This is a genomic window from Shewanella sp. SP2S2-6, from assembly GCF_031931965.1.
Classification (GTDB): domain Bacteria; phylum Pseudomonadota; class Gammaproteobacteria; order Enterobacterales; family Shewanellaceae; genus Shewanella; species Shewanella baltica.
On record NZ_JAUOEQ010000001.1, the window covers coordinates 173,685 to 195,203 of the forward strand.

The 21,519-nt window shown below is 49.8% G+C and carries 7 protein-coding genes; 6 read left to right on the plus strand and 1 reads right to left on the minus strand.

Features of this window, described 5'->3' with window-relative positions; translation table 11 throughout:
- Nucleotides 1-175: 175 nt before the first annotated feature.
- Nucleotides 176-1,069: a 4'-phosphopantetheinyl transferase superfamily protein gene (locus Q4Q57_RS00765; protein ID WP_311889269.1), complete on the minus strand. Its 894-nt coding sequence runs from the start codon at nucleotides 1,067-1,069 to the stop codon at nucleotides 176-178.
- Between the two features lie 635 nt (nucleotides 1,070-1,704).
- Between Q4Q57_RS00765 and Q4Q57_RS00770 the strand changes: the two genes are divergently transcribed.
- The 6 genes from Q4Q57_RS00770 to Q4Q57_RS00795 all read left to right on the plus strand — a co-directional run bounded on the left by Q4Q57_RS00770 (nucleotide 1,705) and on the right by Q4Q57_RS00795 (nucleotide 21,499).
- Nucleotides 1,705-2,574, plus strand: a complete 870-nt coding sequence (locus Q4Q57_RS00770) for a transcriptional regulator (RefSeq protein ID WP_311889270.1) — start codon at nucleotides 1,705-1,707, stop codon at nucleotides 2,572-2,574.
- The gene (locus tag Q4Q57_RS00775; protein WP_311889271.1) at nucleotides 2,571-10,691 is read left to right on the plus strand and encodes a polyketide synthase; all 8,121 of its coding nucleotides are present in this window, start codon (nucleotides 2,571-2,573) and stop codon (nucleotides 10,689-10,691) included. Before Q4Q57_RS00770 ends, Q4Q57_RS00775 begins: the two co-directional genes overlap by 4 nt.
- On the plus strand, nucleotides 10,688-12,976 hold the full coding sequence (locus Q4Q57_RS00780; protein WP_311889272.1) for a PfaB family protein: 2,289 nt from the start codon (nucleotides 10,688-10,690) through the stop codon (nucleotides 12,974-12,976). The genes Q4Q57_RS00775 and Q4Q57_RS00780 overlap by 4 nt, the downstream gene beginning before the upstream one ends.
- Nucleotides 12,973-18,960, plus strand: coding sequence for a beta-ketoacyl synthase N-terminal-like domain-containing protein (locus Q4Q57_RS00785; RefSeq protein WP_311889273.1), 5,988 nt, complete (start codon nucleotides 12,973-12,975; stop codon nucleotides 18,958-18,960). The genes Q4Q57_RS00780 and Q4Q57_RS00785 overlap by 4 nt, the downstream gene beginning before the upstream one ends.
- 88 nt (nucleotides 18,961-19,048) lie before the next feature.
- Nucleotides 19,049-20,695, plus strand: coding sequence for an eicosapentaenoate synthase subunit PfaD (pfaD, locus tag Q4Q57_RS00790; RefSeq protein ID WP_311889274.1), 1,647 nt, complete (start codon nucleotides 19,049-19,051; stop codon nucleotides 20,693-20,695).
- A gap of 627 nt (nucleotides 20,696-21,322) precedes the next feature.
- On the plus strand, nucleotides 21,323-21,499 hold the full coding sequence (locus tag Q4Q57_RS00795; protein ID WP_006080947.1) for a DUF1328 domain-containing protein: 177 nt from the start codon (nucleotides 21,323-21,325) through the stop codon (nucleotides 21,497-21,499).
- Nucleotides 21,500-21,519: the final 20 nt, after the last annotated feature.

Consider the following 21,519-nt stretch of genomic DNA (forward strand, 5'->3'; position numbering starts at 1 on the left):
TTAATACATTCAAATTCAAAATATTATCGGCGTGACTATACCCAGCAATGTTTAACCGAAGATGAATAAAAGTTGATAGCAAGATAAGACTGAGAAAGAACCATGGCTAAATGCGATCGCGAACTTCAGCGGTTTATCTGAGTTTACTGGCGTGAAAAAACACGCATTATCGCCGTTAATCAGCAACAAGTAAGTACTCTATACTGCTCAGCTGTGCGGTTAGCGTTAAAGGAAGACTGGCGTTACCGGCATGCGCTAGGCTAATGGCAAAGCGATACTCCTCGGTCAAACGACCAAAATGTGCCTGCCAATGCATAGGGTCTGCTAAATCCAGTGTGTGTATTGGAATTTGTAGCGGGACTTGTAATGAAATATGTGGATAAACATTAAGCCTCTCTGCTACGCCGCAGGATTGCCTTAATGCGGTATCTTGACACGATAGCTCAAGCGATTCGACTGCCAGTTGTTCGAACGGCTTTAGCTCAAAGGCGAAGGATTTGAGCGACTGCGCTAAGCCGAGTCCTGTCGCCTTGATATAGGACTCCTTTAACGCCCATAAATCGAAAAAGCGCTGCCGCTGACCCGCTTCATCGGCGAGAGCGAGCAAGGCTGACGTTTCTTGGGGAGAAAAATAATGATTTAGGATTGAATAGATATCCGTCTTCGGCCGAGATCTTTCAATATCGACCCCAAATAAACCAGACTCAACGCCATGAAACTGAGCCACACCAATCAATAACCAATCGCCGCTATGGCTTAGGTTAAACTCAAGCCCAGTTTGCTGCCGTAATGCCGTCGTTAAGCTCGGTTTACCCTTAGCGCCATATTCGAAACACCAATCCTGTGGCGATAAATCCGCATAGTGAGATAACACGGCCCGCAGCGCCGCCCTGACCTGTAATCCCTTCATTTGCGCCTTGGGATCGCGATAACGCGCGACCTTGGCGAGTTCATCATCACTTAACCAAGACTGAGCGAGTGATGTTTGCGGCAATGAAATATCGCTCAGAGGAATAAAAAATAGATCCACATTCACGCCGTTTTTGCTAAATGTTCTGGAGTCGGTCATTTGAGAGCCTTGCAGGACAAAGCCTTGCGGCTGATGGTTATCATTGTCTGGCTTTTTGGAGAGCACTTAGCAACACTCTTATCTGGGTTCATCGTTATCTGAGTTCATTATGCATCTTAAATAGTTTCAACTAAGCCCGAGTTCAATTCTGAGCAACTCTCTAATTAGAGCAATTCTTAGAACGACCCTGAACGCCATCCTAAGCGTAAATTTTTGCTGCAATTGCGCCAAGGTTTTGCGCCCAAATTAACAGGTTTAGCCGCACAGTCTCATTCATGACGAAAGGGCAGTAAGCCAATATAGGGCTATTTTACCCCGCTAATTCAAAAAAGCGGTCTTTATCGCCCCTAAAATTTAATTCTTCCACTATCAAAGTATTAAAAAGCCCAAGCGGTCAGCGAAAACCCAACGTAACGCACAGAAAATACCATTACTCAACGAAAGCCAATAAATTCCAGTCCCAGATGATTGTATCGACCCGAAACCTCAGGTAATCTGCATCCCCATTAAGTGACACAGATGATAAGCACAGGTTTTACGATGAGTGTCACTATGTTCTTCAAGAGTGCCACAGCTGACTCAGCCAAAATGGCTTCTCAGTCCCAATAGATTATGTCGGATGATAATTATTATTAATGGCAGCTCGCGACTCTCAATCTAAAGCGCCGTCTTACGCCCCCAAGAGCACGACTCAAGCGGCGAAAAAAGACAGCACACCTCGGCATCGCAACGCCACCACCACGCCTGAAATGCGACTCTTTATCCAGCAATCGGATCTGAGCGTCAGCCATCTGGCAAAAATTTTAAATATTACTGAGGCAACAGTCCGCAAATGGCGGAAGCGTGAGTCCATTAGTAACAGTTCGAACACTCCCCATCACCTCAATACCACGCTCACGCCGATGGAAGAATATGTGGTGGTGGGATTACGCTATCAACTCAAACTCACCTTAGATAGATTGCTCAACGTCACCCAAACCTTTATTAATCCCAATGTGTCGCGCTCCGGTCTTGCCCGTTGCTTAAAGCGCTATGGCATATCGCGGCTCGATGAATTTGAAGCACCGCAAGTCCCCGAACGCTATTTTAATCAATTGCCTGTGACGCAAGGCAGCGATATCCAAACCTATACGGTCAATCCAGAAACCTTGGCTAAGGCGCTCGCATTGCCGAGTACCGACGGCAATACTGTGGTGCAAGTGGTGTCTCTCACCATACCGCCGCAGCTCACTGAGCAAGCTCCAAGCTCAGTACTATTAGGCGTAGACACAGCAAGTGATTGGATTTACCTCGATATTTATCAAGACAGTAATACCCAAGCGACCAATAGATATATCGCCTATGTCCTCAGACATGGGCCGTTTCATTTACGAAAGTTGCTCGTTCGCAACTATCACACCTTCTTAGCCCGTTTTCCCGGTGCCCATGGCACGCCAAAGACAAACGCGGCTGGATCCCAAAACAAGGTCACCGTATCCAGGTCGACCCGTGGAGACTCTTTATGAGCCATACCCCTTCTGTACCTAATTCTGCGACTGAGTCAAAAAAAGATAAACGACTCAACAAACGTTTGAAAGATATGCCTGTTGCCATCGTCGGCATGGCAAGCATCTTCGCTAACTCGCGTTATTTAAATAAATTTTGGGATTTGATCAGCGAAAAAATCGATGCCATTACTGACATCCCAGACACCCATTGGCGCGCCGAAGATTACTACGATGCCGACAAAAGCAAAGCCGATAAAAGCTACTGTAAACGCGGTGGTTTTTTACCAGAAGTCGACTTTAATCCAATGGAATTTGGTCTGCCACCCAATATTCTTGAGCTGACAGATACCTCGCAACTGCTGTCGCTGATTGTCGCCAAAGAAGTGCTTGCCGACGCCAATCTGCCCACCGATTATGATCGTGATCGTATCGGCATCACCCTAGGCGTGGGTGGTGGTCAAAAAATCAGTCAGAGCTTGAACTCGCGCCTGCAATATCCAGTGCTTAAAAAAGTATTCAAAAGCAGCGGCCTGAGCGATGAAGACAGCGAAATGCTGATCAAAAAGTTCCAAGACCAATATATCCACTGGGAAGAGAACTCTTTCCCTGGGTCCTTAGGCAACGTGATTGCAGGCCGTATCGCCAACCGTTTTGATTTTGGCGGCATGAACTGTGTGGTCGATGCTGCCTGCGCGGGCTCGCTTGCCGCTATGCGTATGGCGCTAACTGAACTGACCGAAGGTCGCAGCGACATGATGATCACTGGCGGTGTCTGTACCGATAACTCGCCGTCCATGTACATGAGCTTCTCAAAAACGCCAGCCTTCACCACTAACGAAACCATTCAACCCTTTGATATCGATTCAAAAGGCATGATGATCGGCGAAGGGATCGGCATGGTCGCGCTTAAGCGCCTTGAAGATGCGGAGCGCGATGGCGACCGAATTTATGCCGTCATCAAAGGCGTTGGCGCCTCATCGGACGGTAAGTTTAAGAGTATTTATGCACCGCGCCCTGAGGGCCAAGCCAAAGCTCTCGAACGCGCTTACGACGATGCAGGTTTTGCCCCGCACAGCATTGGCTTAGTTGAAGCCCATGGCACGGGTACTGCCGCAGGTGATGTGGCTGAATTCAACGGCTTAAAATCAGTATTTGCCCAAGGCAACGACACAAATCAACATATCGCGTTAGGTTCAGTAAAATCCCAAGTGGGCCACACTAAGTCCACCGCAGGTACTGCCGGGGTGATCAAAGCCGCGCTGGCGCTGCACCACAAGGTATTACCTGCGACCATTAACGTCAGCCAGCCTAATCCAAAACTGAATATCGAAAGCTCACCATTCTATTTAAATACCGAAACGCGCCCTTGGCTGCAACGCACTGACGGTACGCCGCGCCGTGCTGGCATAAGCTCCTTTGGTTTTGGCGGCACCAACTTCCACCTCGTATTAGAAGAATACAAACCCGAGCACAGCCGTGATGAGCAGTACCGTCAGCGCAGTGTGCCGCAAACGCTATTATTTGCCGCCGCCAATAAAGCTGCGCTGCTTAGCGAGTTAAAAGCTGCGCTGAGCCAAAGCGTGAATACGAACGCCAATAAGAGCAGCGCTGTGAGCCTGAACGCTATCGCTCAGCAATATCCGCTGCGCGCGCTGGCAGACACAGATGCCCGTTTAGGTTTTGTGGCTAAGGATATCGCTCAGCTGCAAGCTCAGTTGAATCAAGCCATCTCTCATCTAGAAAGCAGTGCGCATTTAGAAAGCGGGCACCTAGATACCAGTGCCAGCGAGGCGTGGCAGTTACCTTCTGGGATCAGCTACCGCTCCCATGCCTTGCTCGCTAAAGATGAATCAAAGAAAGTGGCCGCTCTGTTTGCCGGTCAAGGTTCACAGTACCTGAACATGGGCCGCGAACTCGCCTGCCATTTCCCTGAAATGCGCCAACAAGTGATGGCCAGCGATAAAGTATTTGCTCACCACGGCCAAACGCCGTTATCCAACATCCTTTATCCTATTCCGGCATTCGATGCCGATGCGGTTAAAGCCCAAGAAGCGGCGCTGACCAATACCCTGTTCGCCCAAAGCGCCATTGGCGCGGTTTCAATGGCGCAATATTCGCTATTAACTCAAGCGGGTTTTACCCCCGATATGGTGGCAGGTCACAGCTTTGGTGAACTGTCAGCCCTGTGCGCGGCAGGCGTGATTTCGAGTGTTGATTACGTCGAACTGGCCTTCGCCCGTGGACACGCAATGGCGCAAACGCCAAATGATACTGGCGCTCAAGTCGATTTAGGCAAGATGTTCGCCATCATCCTCAAACAAAAGAGTGATATCGATGCGCTTAATTGCTGTTTAGCTCAGTTTGATGGCGTTAAAATTGCCAACTACAACGCGCCGACGCAATTAGTCATCGCAGGTGGCACAGAGCAAACTCAGCTGGCCGCGAAAGCCATTAGCGAACTGGGCTTTAAAGCAATCGCCCTGCCTGTCTCTGGCGCGTTCCATACCCCCTTGGTTGGACACGCACAAAAGCCATTTGCCAAGGCCATTGATAAAGCTAAATTCAGCGCGCCTGCAATCGCACTTTATGCCAACGGCACGGGTCAATTGCACCCAAGCGATGGCAAAGCGATTAAAGCAGAATTTAAACAACACATGCTGCAATCGGTTCGTTTTAGCGAACAACTGCAGGCCATGTATGATGCTGGCGCCCGTGTGTTTGTTGAGTTTGGCCCTAAGAACATACTACAAAAGCTCGTTGAAAATACCTTAAGTGAACACTTAAATGAGCTTTGCCTTGTCAGCATGAACCCGAACCCTAAGGGCGACAGTGACAGTCAATTACGCTTAGCCGCAGTGCAACTCGCAGTAGCCGGTGTGGCATTAACTGAGGTTGACCCCTATCAAGCCGTCACGTCACAGGAGATTGCCGAGCGTGAAGCGCCATCGGCGATGAACATCAAACTCACCGCCACTAACCACATCAGTGCCGCAACTCAAGCTAAGATGGCGAAATCTCTCGCCACAGGCAGCGTGACTAGCCAAGTGCAATATGTGGATCGCATCGTTGAAACGGTTGTCGAAAAAGAAGTCGAAAAAATCGTTGAGAAAGAAGTCATAGTCGAAAAAGTGGTTGAGAAAATAATAGAAGTGGAAGCGAATCAAGTGGCAACTGTTGAAATGAAACAAACATCCTCAAGCGTTACGCAAGGCTTAAGCAATCACCAGCAACAAGCGACGGCGCAATTGAACCCAAGCGTCAGCGGCGATGCGTTAACGGCATTTTTCAGCGCACAATCTCAAGCGGCGCAGTTACATCAACAGTTTTTAGCCATCCCGCAGCAATATGGCGATACCTTCACGACACTGATGACAGAACAAGCCAAGATGACGAGCCTTGGCATTGCAATCCCAGAAAGCCTGCAACGCTCAATGGAAATGTTCCACCAGCATCAAGCGCAAACCCTGCAAAGCCACGCCAAATTTATGCAGCTACAAAGCAGTAGCAGCCAAGCGGCCTTGGCTATGTTAAACAATGCGCCGATTCACTTCCCCCCTGCGGTTGCAAGTCAGCCACGAGCAACTGTACCTGTTGCTCCTGCACCTGTTGCTGCATCGACAGTGGCACACAATGCCGCACCAGTCGCGGCTCAGGCTGTTGCGACAAGACCAGCGTTTAGCACACCTGTTGTGCAAACTGCTCCCGTTGCTTATGCGCCTGAGGTGACAGTACAAGTTGCGCCAGCAGCGCCTGCCGCACCCGCATTAGTCATGCCTGCTGTGGTGATGCCAGAAGTGACACCTGTGGCAACAACAATGAACGGTTTAAGTGCAGAAAAAGTACAGCAAACTATGATGGCTGTGGTGGCCGACAAAACAGGCTATCCCACTGAAATGCTAGAACTTGGCATGGATATGGAAGCCGATTTAGGTATCGACTCTATCAAGCGCGTTGAAATCTTAGGCACAGTGCAAGACGAACTGCCGGGCTTACCTGAACTTAGCCCCGAAGATCTGGCTGAGTGCCGCACCTTAGGTGAAATCATTGACTATATGAACTCTAAGCTTCCAGCAGTGGGTTCAATTATCGTAGCGCCTATTACTGCTGCAAATGTGGCAACTCAAGTGGCAACAGCCGAGCCTGCCGCCAGCGGTTTAAGCGCTGCGTTAGTGCAACAAACAATGATGACTGTGGTGGCTGACAAGACAGGCTACCCCACTGAAATGCTGGAACTTGGCATGGATATGGAAGCCGATCTTGGTATCGATTCGATCAAGCGCGTTGAAATCCTAGGCACAGTGCAAGACGAGCTACTAGGCTTACCTGAACTCAGCCCAGAAGATTTGGCCGAGTGTCGTACCTTGGGTGAAATAGTTAGCTATATGAATAGCAAATTACCTGCAGCAGGGGTTATTACTTCGACAGCAGCGCCAGTTGTTCAAACCATTGCCGCGCCCGCCGCCAGCGGTTTAAGCGCTGCGTTAGTACAACAAACCATGATGGCTGTGGTGGCCGACAAGACGGGCTATCCGACTGAAATGCTGGAACTTGGCATGGATATGGAAGCCGATCTAGGTATCGACTCCATCAAGCGCGTTGAAATCTTAGGCACAGTGCAAGACGAGCTGCCGGGTTTACCTGAGCTCAGCCCAGAAGATTTGGCCGAGTGTCGCACCTTGAGTGAAATCGTTAGCTATATGAATAGCAAATTACCTGCAGCGGGAACTATTGCTTCGACAGCAGCGCCAGTTGCTCAAACCATTGCCGCTCCTGCCGCAAGCGGTTTAAGCGCTGCATTAGTTCAACAAACTATGATGACTGTGGTGGCCGACAAGACAGGCTACCCTACTGAAATGCTGGAACTTAGCATGGATATGGAAGCCGATTTAGGTATCGACTCTATCAAGCGCGTTGAAATCTTAGGCACAGTGCAAGACGAACTGCCGGGCTTACCTGAACTCAACCCAGAAGATTTGGCTGAATGTCGCACCTTGGGTGAAATCGTAAGCTATATGAATAGCAAGCTGCCCGCTGCGGGATCTGTTATTGCTACGTCGATTTCAACAGCAAATGTAGTCACTCAAGTTGTAACAGCCGTACCTGCCGCCAGCGGTTTAAGCGCTGCACTTGTCCAACAAACCATGATGTCTGTGGTGGCCGACAAGACAGGCTACCCCACTGAAATGCTGGAACTGAGCATGGATATGGAAGCCGATTTAGGTATTGATTCGATCAAGCGCGTTGAAATCTTAGGCACAGTACAAGACGAGCTACCAGGCTTACCTGAGCTGAATCCTGAAGATCTGGCCGAGTGTCGCACCTTAGGTGAAATCGTTAGCTATATGCAAGGTAAGCTAGGCCAGAATACTGCGGCAAATGTGGTAAACGTCGCTGTCGCAGTTGAACCGACTATCGATTTGCCCCATGATTTACCACCCCATAGTGAGGTAGTGCTAAAAAAGTTGCCAGCGGCGGCTGAGCTAGCGCAATTATCGCCACAGCAATCGTCAAAGCAATCAGCGCAACAAGCTGTGACACGAACTTTCGCTAAAGATGCCTGCATTATCATTAGCGATGATGGTCACAATGCTGGCGTACTTGCCGAAAAATTGCATGCTCAAGGTCTAACGGTTGCGGTTGTGCGCTCGCCAGAAAGCCTTATAGCCAGTGCATCATCGCTCAATAGCCACATTGCCAGCTTCACATTGGCGGCGATTGACGATGCCAGTATCAGCGCAGTAATTAATGAGATCAAAAGCTTAGGTACAGTTGCAGGCTTTATTCATCTGCAACCACAACATAAAACCTCAGCCGATGCGAAAGGTTTAGTGTTGTCCAGTGCCGCCAAAGCGTCGGTCGAGCAAGCGTTCTTGTTCGCCAAGCACTTACAACCGCTTTTAACAACAGCAGCAACGGCCAATACTGGCAGCAGCTTTATCAGCGTCAGTCGTATCGACGGTGGTTTTGGTTATCTTAACCACAGCCAAATTGCCCGCAGCGAGTTAAACCAAGCGGCATTGGCAGGTCTGACTAAAACCTTGAGCCACGAGTGGCCGAACGTGCATTGCCGCGCCTTAGATATCGCGCCAGCACTTGATGCCAAGCAACTGGCTAATGCGGTCATCGCTGAGTTATTCGCAACCGATAAGCTATTAGAAGTCGGTGTGAGTGAAGCTGGCGCAACAGAAACACTGGCACGCGTGACCTTAGTTGCAGGCAAGGCAGATACCCGCCACAGCGCAGCTTACTTGACCAGTGCTGATAAAATTCTGGTGACTGGCGGCGCAAAAGGCGTGACCTTTGAATGTGCGCTAAGTTTAGCCAAACGCAGCAAGGCGCACTTTATCCTTGCCGGCAGAAGCAGCCAACAAACCATTCCCGCTTGGGCACAAGGTAAAAATAACAGCGAACTTAAAGCCGCTGCCATTGCCCACATTCAAAGCTTGGGCGAGAAACCCACGCCAAAACAAGTGGATGCCTTAGTATGGCCAGTTCAAAGTAGCCAAGAAATTGCATCAGCACTGCAAGCCTTTACCGATGTGGGCGCGAGCGCCGAGTACTTAAGTCTCGATGTTAACAATCCAGACGCGATCGCCAGCACGATAGTGCCGATCACCGAGTTATCACCTATTACCGGCATCATCCATGGTGCGGGCGTACTCGCCGATAAACACATCCAAGACAAAACCTTAGCTGAGTTGGCACGGGTTTATGGCACTAAGGTCACAGGTATAAGCAATCTCCTTGCCGCACTGGATTTAGATAAAGTAAAACTGATTGCCCTGTTCTCTTCGGCGGCGGGTTTTTACGGCAATACCGGCCAAAGCGATTACGCTATGTCCAACGACATACTCAACAAAGCCGCACTGCAACTGGCGCAGCAACTGCCAAATGCCAAAGTGATGAGCTTCGATTGGGGTCCGTGGGACGGCGGTATGGTGAACCCTGCGCTGAAAAAGATGTTTATCGATCGCGGTGTGTATGTGATCCCGTTAAAGGCGGGTGCTGAGTTATTTGCCAGCCAATTACTAAGTAACACAGGCGCACAATTGCTGGTCGGTACTGATATGCAAGGCACAGTTCCAAGTGACGAGCAAGCAACTCAAGGTAGCAATCTAAAAAAGCCTAAAGCGGATCTGACCACTGACGCGTCGGATCCGCATGCTTTGGCATCAACACTTGCTGCAATCGCTTTAACGCAACCGCTAACACTGCAGCGCACACTGGACCCTAAGGCAATGATCTTTATTGAAGATCATTGCATTAACGGTAATCCCGTATTGCCAACAGTGTGCGCGATTCAGTGGATGCGTGAAGCCGCCTTTGACGTGCTTAAGCAGCCTGTCAAAGTGCAAAGCTACAAGCTGCTGAAGGGCATTATTTTCGACGCTGTGATGTTAGAAAATGGCGCGTTAGAAAGTGCAGCCCCCATCATGCTGGAACTTGAGCTAACGCCCTTGGATAATGCACAAGCATTCAATGCCTTAATCAGCTTTGAAGGGCGTCCGCAATATCAAGCTATTTTAGTGGTTGATGACACGGTTAGCAGCTTGAACAAAGCAACTGCTTTTGACGCGCAAAGTTTAGTGGGGCTTTCTGTCATCACAACCGCGGGCAGCCTTTACAGCGATGGCACGCTGTTCCACGGCCCAAGACTGCAAGGTATTGAGTCAGTGCTAAAGTTTGACGATGAAAGCTTAGTCGCCAAGGTGAGCCTACCCCATGTTGCGTTAGCAGACTGCGGGGATTTTGTGCCTAATCTCACGCCTAAAGGCTCACAAGCCTTTGCGGAAGATTTGTTGCTGCAGGCGATGCTGGTGTGGGCGAGACTCAAATATGGCGCGGCGAGTTTGCCATCAAGCATTGGTGAGTTTATTTCCCATGCGCCGTTTGCCTTTGGCGATAAAGGCTATCTAGTGCTCGAGGTGGTAAAACACTCTGGCCGTGCCCTTGAAGCCAATATTGCACTGTATCATCAAGATGGTCGTTTAAGCTGCGAGATGAACAACGCCAAAGTCACGATCAGCAAAAACCTAAATGGTGCATTCTTAGCCAATAAAGTTGCGAATAAAGTTGCGACTAATCAAACCTCTGCGAATAAAGCCATTGAAAGCGTGGAGGCAAAAGTCGAGTGAATTTAGCCTCTCCTTTAGCAACGACAAATAACGCCAAGCCACTGCGTATTGCAGTGTTGCTTGGCGATGCGCTCAACCTTGACTCTCACTCAGCCCAAGTATTAGGGAGTTTTACGGAACGTGAAAGCGTTCAGATTTGCGCTTTAGATGCCGACCTCTCGCCAGCACATGAGCCAAGAATGCATGAGCCGACATCTCATGAACCTAGAGTGCCTGAACAAAGCTCGCTTACTGCATTATTGAGCCAAGCGGTGGCGGCCATTGAGCAAGGCAAGCTGGTTGAACTTAAATTCAATGATGGCAATCAGCCGCAGCCTTTGACTCAGTCTCTGTATTTGCTCGATGGTTTACGCGCCGCCAAACTGCGTCTTCACGCCCACGCGTTTATTGCTGGCTTTGCCGCTGGTAATGAAACTACTGGTGTTGTAAATGCAGGTGTTGCTAATGCAGCGGCTGTTGCAAATGCGGCGTTAGTGGCGGCAAAGCGCAGCCCAGCTCAAACCGTTCAACATCAGACTGTCGCCAACACTCTCAACGAGGCACTTGTTGCGCTGCGCCAAGGCGTAACCGCCCTCGCCGCGCGAACACAAGCGCCGCTTAAAGGCACTACTGGTATAAAGCAGACAAACGACACCAATCATCAAACTGGCTATTGGTTTAGCGACCAACATCAAGCGCGGGTGTTGTGTCTAAATCTTGTAGCAAAAAATCTAGCGGCAACAAGATCAACCCCAGCAGATAACTTGCTGGATGCAGGCCAAGATATTTGCCAGAGCCTAGTGCTGACCCAAGGCACACAGCTTGTCACGCCCAAAGCCCTTGTTGATGAAAACCGGCTGTTTGTGCCGATAAGTAGTGACAGTATTAATGAGCTAAAAGCAAAACTGTTTCAGTTGCTTAGTTCACTAGACATTGGCGCACCAGACACGTCATTTGCATTACATCAACTCGCATTCTGGTTTGAACGCTATGATGCCAACGCACCTCTGGCATTAGCCTTAATGGCAGCATCGATTGATGATCTCAAACTTGAAGCTAAGGCCATGCTTACGGCGCTTGAAAATGATGCAGTGCGTCATCACGGTCAACACTTTAAGACGCCAGCGGGTAGCTGCTTTACCGCTAAGCCGCTAGGGGATGCGGGGCTGACCTTTGTATATCCCGGTGTTGGCACAGTTTATGCCAATATGTTCAATAACTTGCATGAGTATTTCCCCGCGCTATATCACCAGCTAGAACGTGAAGGCGACTTAAGCGCCATGCTGCAATCACCGCAGATTTATGCGGCAGATGTAAAAACCGCAGCGGGCATGAGCTTAAGTCAGCAAGCGATTAGTGGCGTGGGCGCCAGCTACCTATTCACTAAACTGTTGACCCAAGTCTTTAATATTAAGCCTAAAATGGCGCTCGGTTACTCTATGGGCGAAGCGGCCATGTGGGCCAGCCTTGATGTGTGGCAAACGCCCCATGCTATGATCAACGCTACTGAAAATAGCGATATTTTCAACCATGCCATTTCTGGCGAGCTAACCGCAGTACGCCGAGCATGGCAGCTTAAGGATAATGAATCCATAGTGTGGAACAGCTTTGTGGTGCGCGCCGATAGCAACGAAATCAAAGCATTACTGCCAGAGTTTCCTCGCGCTTATTTAGCCATCATTCAAGGTGATACTTGCGTTATTGCCGGCTGCGAAACAAGCTGTAAAGCCCTACTTGCAAAGTTAGGTAAGCGTGGGATTGCCGCCAATCGCGTCACGGCAATGCATACCGCGCCAGCCATGTTAGTCCATGGGCAAGTACAAGATTTCTATACTCAAGCAGTGAAACCTGAGGCACTGAAACCTAAGGCGCTGGAAGCGGCAGCACATGGCTCGTCTATTCGCTTTATCAGTGCTGCGCAAACTGCGCCAGTAACCGTGGATAGCCACAGCATTGGCCGCGCGATTGCCGATACATTTTGTTCGCCACTCGACTTTAGTGCGCTCATTCAAAATGCCACTGAGCAAGGTGCAAGACTGTTTGTCGAAGTGGGCGCCGATAGGCAAACCAGCACACTTATAGATAAAATCAGCCATGCCCATGCAGGCCAAAGCTCCGAGAACGCAACTACAGTCGCCATTGCCTGCAATGCCAAGGGTGCCGACGCGATCACCAGCTTACTCAAGTGTTTAGCTCAGCTGATAAGCCACAGAGTGCCGCTTTCGCTCACGCCGCTCATTCAGCCATTAAGTGCTAACGCAGCCCCTTTATCATCAGCAGTATCACCAGAAGGAGAACCCCAGTGAGTTCTCAGCATTCCCCTACTATTGATAAAACTACCGTGCCTACCATTGCGTCAAACCGCGCATCAAAAAGTGCGTCAAAAATCGCGATCGTCGGTCTCGCGACTCAGTATCCCGACGCCGACAATCCACACACCTTCTGGCAAAATCTGCTGGATAAAAAAGACTCACGCAGCCAAATTAGCCGCGAAAAGCTCAATGCTAATCCCGCCGATTACCAAGGTGTGCAAGGTCAATCTGACCGCTTTTACTGCGATAAAGGTGGCTACATTCAACACTTTGAGTTTGATGCTAGGGGCTATCAACTGCCTGAGTCCGCCTTTGACGGGTTAGATGAAAGCTTTTTATGGGCACTCGATTGCAGTCGCAAAGCCCTTCAAGACGCCGGGATTGTCCCAAGCGATACCGTACTGGCGCGCACAGGTATCGTGATGGGAACCTTGTCGTTCCCGACCGCCCGATCCAACGAATTATTTTTGCCTCTGTATCATCAAACCGTTGAAAAGGCGCTGCAAAACAAACTTAACCAAAGCGCTTTTCAACTGACTGATTTTAACCAAGCTCACGCTGGAGAAGCGTTAAACGTCGAGCAAGTATTAATCGTCGCCAATGGCGCCGTTGCCCACACAGCTTCAAAGCTGGTCAGCGATGCACTCGGTTTAGGTGGTACTCAGTTAAGTCTGGACGCCGCCTGCGCTAGCTCGGTTTACGCACTTAAACTCGCCTGCGATTACCTGACCACAGGCAAGGCCGATATGATGCTTGCGGGCGCAGTATCGGGCGCTGATCCCTTCTTTATCAACATGGGATTCTCGATTTTTCACGCCTATCCAGATCACGGTATTTCGGCGCCCTTTGATAGCAACAGCAAAGGCTTATTCGCCGGAGAAGGCGCAGGGGTTTTAGTCTTAAAACGCTTAGAAGATGCCGAGCGCGATGGCGACAACATCTATGCCGTCGTCAGCGGCATTGGTTTGTCGAACGACGGTAAAGGCCAGTTTGTATTAAGCCCCAACAGCAAGGGCCAAGTGCAAGCCTTCGAGCGCGCCTATAGTGCGGCAAACACACTGCCCGCCAATATCGAAGTGATTGAATGCCATGCCACAGGCACGCCGCTTGGGGATAAGGTCGAACTCGCTTCGATGGAACGCTTTTTTGAGGACAAACTCGCAGGCTCTGCAGTGCCGCTGATCGGTTCGGCAAAATCCAACTTAGGCCATTTACTCACAGCCGCAGGCATGCCGGGGATCATGAAGATGATTTTTGCCATGCGCTCGGGTCGACTGCCGCCAAGTATTAACTTATCAGCGCCGATATCCTCGCCTAAGGGCTTATTTAGCGCTAAAAATCTACCGACAGAACTGCATGCTTGGCCCGATAAAGCCGGCAATGACCGCCGCCACGCGGGTGTTTCTGTGTTTGGTTTTGGCGGCTGTAACGCGCATTTATTGCTGGAATCCTATGCTGCCAATACAAACAAAAAGAATGAACAACCCGCAGCCACAGTAAGTTACCAGCATACGCCATTAAATATCATTGGCTTAGCATCACACTTCGGGCCTTTATCCTCCATAAATGCACTGGATAACACGATTCATGCTCGGCAACATGCCTTTATCCCGCTGCCCGCTAAACGTTGGAAAGGCTTAGATAAACATCCTGAGATCTTAGCTAACTTTGGCTTGCCCTCTGTCCCGCAAGGCGCCTATATCGACCAGTTCGATTTTGACTTCCTGCGCTTTAAAGTGCCGCCCAATGAAGACGACCGCCTGATCTCCCAGCAACTGCTGCTGATCAAAGTGGCCGATGAAGCGATCCGTGATGCCAATCTAAAACCCGGTGGCAAGGTGGCCGTATTAGTGGCGATGGAAACTGAACTCGAATTACACCAGTTCCGTGGCCGCGTAAATCTACACACCCAACTGGCAGACAGTCTTAAAAAACAAGGGATAACACTCACGCAAGCCGAGTATCTCGCCCTTGAAAAAATCGCCATGGACAGTGTGCTCGATGCCGCCAAACTGAACCAATACACCAGTTTTATTGGCAACATCATGGCGTCACGTATCGCATCCCTTTGGGACTTTAACGGCCCTGCCTTTACCATTTCGGCGGCGGAGCAATCGGTCGCCCGCTGTATCGATGTGGCCGAAAATCTGTTGTCCCAAGAGTCCTTAGATGCTGTAGTAATCGCCGCCGTCGATTTAAGTGGCAGTTTAGAGCAAGTGATCCTTAAAAACGCCGTATCGCCAGTGGCATTTACTGCCACTGACGCAGGCTGGAAAGTCGGTGAAGGTGCTGGCGCGTTAGTGCTCACAACAGCGCAATCAAGTGCAGCCCAGCCAAGTAATGCCGCTGACAATGCTAATACCAATAGTAGCTATGGCGACAGTTATGGTCACATCAGCGGCCAAGTATTTGGCGCGATTTGTGACATACAAGGTAATAGCAACACAGCGCGCATTTGTGATGACTTATTAACCCAAGCCAAGGTGAATAGCAGCCAGATTAGCTTGATTGAAACCAGTATTGCGGTTGAGCAACTTGCCGATTCAGAGCTGGTACTCAATACCCTGCTGCCGAGTGTAAGTGAGCGCAGCCAAGCCGCTGATACCCTAGGCCACAACTTTGCTGCTGCGGGAATGGCGAGTATTTTGAGCGCGCTGCTTCAGCTTAAAAATCACGGACAATTTAAAAATCATGGGCAATTAAAAAACCAAGTACAGCAACAAGCTAATCAAGTGCAGCACGCACTCGTTGCTACTTTTAGCCAAGGTAAATGCTCGCAGTTACTGCTCAGCCAAAGTGCCACGCAAGCGCACAGTTTGCGGCAAAGGCTTGAACAAGACTTAACGCTTTCAGAGCAAAAACACTTAATAAAACAAGTGACGCTCGGTGGCAGCGATATCTATCAGCATATCCTGGATACGCCGCTCGCCGGCCTTGATGCTATACAACAAAAAGCCCGAGCCATGACGGCATTGCCAGCACGCAGCCAGCGCAAACATTTGGCCCAAATAGCGAGCAAAGACACGAGTCGCTTTGCAACAAGCTGCCCAACCACGGCTCAACAAAAAGAGACATTAAGCAGCATGCCAATGAATGCCCTAAGCACCAATAAAAACGCCACTCAAGCAGAGCTAAAAGACGCGGCATTTTTAAGCAATCAGCAACTCGCCCGTGAAGCCCATTTAGCCTTTTTACAAAGCCGTGCTGAAGGCCTGAAACTGGCCGATGCCTTGATGAAAGCCCAGCTTGCCAGCGAGTTAGCCGTCAATGGCCAAGTTGCGCCGGTGGGGCAGCAAGCCATAGTTCAGGCATCTACGACAGCGGTTCTTCCACATCCTGCACTTTTTCCCAATCATGCAAAAGTGCCTGAGTACACGCCGCCAACACCGATAAGCAAGCCTTGCATTTGGGATTATGCGGATTTAGTCGAGTACGCCGAAGGTGATATTGCTAAAGTCTTTGGCCCAGATTACGCCATTATCGACAGCTACTCGCGTCGTGTACGTCTGCCAACCACAGACTATTTGCTGGTATCTCGGGTAACAAAATTAAACGCCCAGATGAACCAATATCAGCCTTGCACTATGACCACAGAATACGACATTCCTGTGGACGCACCGTATTTGGTCGATGGCCAAATCCCTTGGGCCGTGGCGGTCGAATCGGGGCAATGCGACTTGATGCTGATCAGCTACTTAGGTATCGATTTTGAAAACAAGGGCGAGCGCGTTTATCGCCTGCTCGATTGCACCCTGACCTTCCTTGGCGACTTACCGCGCGGTGGCGACACCCTGCGTTACGACATTTCCATCAACAACTTTGCCCGCAATGGTGATACCTTGTTGTTCTTCTTCTCCTACGAATGTTTCGTGGGCGACAAGCTGATTTTGAAAATGGATGGCGGCTGCGCTGGCTTCTTCACCGACAAGGAACTCGCCGACGGCAAGGGCGTTATTCACACCGAAGCCGAAATCAAAGCCCGCAACCTTGCCTTGAACAATCCGAATAAGCCGCGCTTTACGCCGCTGCTTAACTGCGCGCAAAACCAATTTGATTACAGCCAAATCCATAAACTGCTCGGCGCCGATATCGGCGGCTGTTTTGGCGGCGCCCATGCAGCCCACCAAGCCCAACACGGTTTGCAGCCCTCACTATGTTTTGCCTCTGAAAAATTCCTGATGATTGAACGGGTCAGCCATCTTGAGGTGCATGGCGGCGCGTGGGGCTTAGGTTCAGTTCAAGGCCATAAGCAGCTCGAAGTTGATCATTGGTATTTCCCATGTCATTTCAAGGGCGACCAAGTGATGGCGGGATCGTTAATGGCCGAAGGCTGTGGTCAATTGCTGCAATTCTTTATGCTGCATATTGGTATGCACCTAAGTGTTAAAGATGGTCGTTTCCAACCGCTCGAAAACGCATCACAAAAAGTGCGTTGTCGCGGTCAGGTTTTGCCGCAATCTGGCCTGCTCACCTATCGCATGGAAATCACCGAAATCGGTATGAGCCCGCGCCCGTATGCTAAGGCGAATATCGATATTCTGCTTAACGGCAAAGTGGTGGTGGATTTCCAAAACCTTGGGGTGATGATCAAAGAAGAAGCCGAATGCACCCGCTACCTCGCGGATAATGATGCCAGCACAGCTGATAATACGACTAAAAATGCTGCCAAAAATGCTGCTTCGGCTGCAACGCTGGTTTCAAAAACACCTGCATCGTTCGCCGCGCCGTTGATGGCGCAACTGCCAGATTTAACTGCGCCAACCAACAAAGGCGTAGTGCCGCTAAAGCATGTACCTGCGCCGATTGCGCCAGCGGATTCAAAGTACGCCAACCGCGTGCCCGATACCCTGCCGTTCACGCCATACCACATGTTCGAATTTGCCACTGGCGATATCGAAAACTGCTTCGGCCCTGATTTCAGCATCTATCGCGGCCTTATTCCACCGCGCACGCCTTGCGGTGATTTACAGCTCACGACCCGCGTCATTGCGATTGACGGCAAACGCGGCGAGCTGAAAAAGCCCTCTTCATGTATCGCCGAATACGAAGTGCCCGCAAACGCTTGGTATTACGATAAAAACAGCCATCATGCTGTGATGCCCTATTCTGTGCTGATGGAAATATCACTGCAGCCAAATGGCTTTATTTCAGGCTATATGGGCACCACCTTGGGCTTCCCCGGCCAAGAGCTGTTTTTCCGTAACTTAGACGGCAGCGGTAAGCTGCTGCGCCACGTGGATTTACGCGGCAAAACCATAGTGAACGACTCACGTTTGTTATCGACTGTGATTGCCGGCAGCAACATCATCCAGAATTTCAGCTTCGAGTTAAGCTGCGATGGCGAGCCTTTCTACCAAGGTAAAGCGGTATTTGGTTACTTCAAGGGCGATGCGCTGAAAAACCAACTCGGCATAGACAACGGCAAGATCACACAGCCTTGGCATGTGCAAAATGGCATAGCCGCCGATAGCCAAATCAATCTGTTAGATAAACAGCATCGCAGCTTTAACGCGCCAGAAGGTCAGCCGCATTACCGTTTAGCGGGCGGTCAGCTTAACTTTATCGACAAGGCCGACATAGTGAAAGCCGGCGGTAAAGCGGGCCTTGGCTATTTATACGCCGAGCGCACCATTGACCCGAGTGATTGGTTCTTCCAATTCCACTTCCATCAAGATCCGGTAATGCCAGGCTCATTAGGGGTTGAAGCCATTATCGAGCTGATGCAAACCTATGCGATTGACCAAGACCTTGGTGCGGGCTTTAAGAGTCCAAAATTCGGCCAGATATTATCGGATATCAAATGGAAGTATCGCGGCCAAATCAACCCATTAAACAAACAGATGTCGCTGGATGTGCACATTACCAGCGTGACAGACGACAATGGCAAACGCATCATTATGGGCGATGCCAACTTGAGTAAAGATGGTCTGCGAATTTATGAAGTCAAAGATATCGCCATCTGTATTGAAGAAGCTTAATCACCTTGCTCATTTAGAAAGACGCTAATTACAAATACTGTGTCGCCTTGGCCAGAATGCCTAAGGCGGCAATAAAAAGAGAATACCTATGACAAGCCATACTCTCGATCAATTTAATAGTAATAACGAAAAACTCAGCCCTTGGCCGTGGCAAGTCAACGATGCCGCGCTGAGCTTTGATATCGACTCATTAGGCAAAAAACTCAAAGATTTAAGCCAAGCCTGTTACTTAGTGAATCACTGTGAAAAAGGCTTAGGCATAGCGCAAACGGCCGAAGTGACCACAAGCGACAGCCAAGCGCCACTAGGCTCACACCCCGTCAGCGCCTTTGCGCCCGCCCTTGGCACCCAAAGTTTAGGCGACAGTAATTTTCGCCGCGTACACGGGGTTAAATACGCTTACTACGCTGGCGCTATGGCTAACGGTATTGCCTCAGAAGAACTGGTTATCGCGCTGGGCCAAGCGGGCATTTTGTGTTCGTTTGGCGCGGCGGGGTTAATCCCATCCCGCGTTGAAGCGGCCATTACTCGCATTCAAGCGGCGCTGCCTAATGGTCCTTACGCCTTTAATTTAATTCACAGCCCAAGCGAGCCCGCATTAGAGCGCGGCAGTGTTGAGTTGTTCTTAAAACATAAAGTGCGCACGGTCGAAGCCTCGGCATTTTTAGGTTTAACGCCACAAATCGTCTATTACCGCGCAGCAGGTTTGAGCCGCGACGCACATGGCGACATCGTCATTGGCAACAAAGTCATAGCCAAAATCAGTCGCACCGAAGTCGCGACTAAGTTTATGGAGCCGGCGCCTGCCAAAATTCTGCAGCAATTAGTCAGTGAAGGCCTTATCAGCCAAGATCAAATGGCGATGGCGCAACTTGTACCCATGGCGGACGACATCACGGCCGAAGCCGATTCTGGCGGCCATACCGACAATCGTCCACTGGTCACGCTATTGCCGACGATTTTGGCGCTCAAAGATGAAATCCAAGCTAAGTATCAATACAAGACGCCCATCCGTGTGGGAGCAGGCGGCGGCGTTGGTACCCCCGACGCAGCATTAGCCACCTTCAACATGGGCGCGGCCTTTATCGTCACAGGTTCAATCAACCAAGCGTGTGTGGAGGCGGGCGCGAGCGAACACACACGTAAGTTACTCGCCACCACAGAAATGGCCGATGTGACTATGGCACCCGCCGCCGATATGTTCGAAATGGGCGTGAAATTACAAGTGGTTAAGCGCGGCACTTTGTTCCCGATGCGCGCCAATAAGCTTTATGAAATCTACACCCGTTACGATTCAATTGATGCCATCCCCGCGGACGAGCGTAAAAAGCTCGAAGAGCAAGTGTTTCGCGCATCACTCGATGACATTTGGGCGGGCACTGTCGCCCACTTTAACGAGCGCGATCCTAAGCAAATCGAGCGCGCACTGGATAACCCCAAACGTAAGATGGCGTTGATTTTCCGCTGGTATTTGGGTCTGTCTAGCCGCTGGTCGAACACAGGTGAAGTCGGCCGCGAAATGGATTACCAAATTTGGGCAGGCCCTGCCCTTGGCGCATTTAATGCGTGGGCAAAAGGCAGTTATTTAGATGACTATAAAGCCCGTAATGCGGTCGATTTAGCCAAACATTTAATGGTGGGCGCGGCCTATCAATCCCGGATTAACTTGCTGTTATCCCAAGGGGTTAGCATTCCAGTTAGCCTGCAACGCTGGAAACCGCTAAATCGTTTTTAACCCCTAACGGACTATCGAGACATCAAGTAGGGACTCAACTCCCTACTTGATGCAATCTTCTTCACTACCTCGTTAAATCGAAGCCGCCGACCTTATTACCAATCTAATCCCTTGAGTTATTGGCTCTGTTTGTGCCAATGCCGCTAAGCACTGTCGCTCCAGTGGCACGCCGTAAACCCATCCTTGGGGGCTCAACGGAAAAGTCCCTTTTTCCGATGGCCACTGCCGCGACAATGCACGCCAGCAACCAATCGAATACATGCTGCCTAATTTAAGAATGGGCTGCGAGGCAAACTTTGATAGGACATATCCCTTCCCCAAAAATCTACATACCACATGATTTGTGAATAAAGTTTTTTGTCATTCAAAAGTATCGGTTTTTTTGCTGTGCTCCTCTATTTTCTGGCTGCAACTCTTACCGAAGCTTAGGTAAAAATTGCCTATTCCACGCTTCGCACATTCGTATCCACTTAAAACAAATCCTTTAAATTTTATTTAAAATCAACGATTTAAGTAAAACGCTAAAAGTTGGCATTATGTTCGCAATCTAGAAATAACCATTAGCCGTTACCTTACAAATGACACAAACGGTCATGCGAAGGATTAAGACAAGGGCAGGAGGTTATTATGTTAGGTTGGACATTAGTATTTCTAGTTGTCGCTGTTATTGCCGGACTGTTTGGATTTACGGGTATCGCTGGCGCGGCAGCGGGAATCGCAAAAATTATTTTCTTCTTATTTATTGTGTTACTCGTGATTTCACTGCTGATTAATGCCCTCAAGGGCAAGTCACCACGACTTTAATTATTTTTTAGAAAGGAGAT

What these genes read in the sequence shown, in the direction of transcription:
- Q4Q57_RS00765 (WP_311889269.1), bottom strand. Translation starts at nt 1,069, where the DNA reads ATGACCGACTCCAGAACATTTAGCAAAAACGGCGTGAATGTGGATCTA.
- Q4Q57_RS00770 (WP_311889270.1), top strand. Translation starts at nt 1,705, where the DNA reads ATGGCAGCTCGCGACTCTCAATCTAAAGCGCCGTCTTACGCCCCCAAG.
- Q4Q57_RS00775 (WP_311889271.1), top strand. Translation starts at nt 2,571, where the DNA reads ATGAGCCATACCCCTTCTGTACCTAATTCTGCGACTGAGTCAAAAAAA.
- pfaD (WP_311889274.1), top strand. Translation starts at nt 19,049, where the DNA reads ATGACAAGCCATACTCTCGATCAATTTAATAGTAATAACGAAAAACTC.
- Q4Q57_RS00795 (WP_006080947.1), top strand. Translation starts at nt 21,323, where the DNA reads ATGTTAGGTTGGACATTAGTATTTCTAGTTGTCGCTGTTATTGCCGGA.